The organism is Novilysobacter selenitireducens, assembly GCF_020026895.1.
GTDB classification, from domain to species: domain Bacteria; phylum Pseudomonadota; class Gammaproteobacteria; order Xanthomonadales; family Xanthomonadaceae; genus Lysobacter_C; species Lysobacter_C selenitireducens.
Genome location: NZ_JAINZW010000097.1, coordinates 1 through 282 on the forward strand (window position 1 = coordinate 1; position 282 = coordinate 282).

Sequence of the window (282 nt, forward strand, 5' to 3'; positions counted from 1 at the left end):
TCATCTTTAGCCACAATGCGAAAAATCGACGACGCTGAGTGCTCACCGTCCACCGTAATCGCCAGCTTTACGTTCCATGATATCCCGAATAGGACCGAGAAGTCGAGTAAATGCAGCGACGCCGAGGGCCGCTACTTTGAGTTTGGGTTCATCTCCCTCACGCGCCACGGCACGAATCGTCGCCGCTCGCGGTTCGAGACGGAGAAGCGCCAGCTCTAGCCACAGATCAGTCATGCGAAGAAATATGCACTCCGTTGTCAAACGCACCGCCAAAGTAGTCTC

1 protein-coding gene is annotated in these 282 nt (G+C 55.0%); it reads right to left on the reverse strand.

What is annotated here, in order from left to right:
* Window positions 1–42 precede the first annotated feature (42 nt).
* The coding region (locus tag K6753_RS14600) for a hypothetical protein (RefSeq protein ID WP_223677187.1) at window positions 43–282 on the reverse strand (240 nt) is incomplete at its 5' end.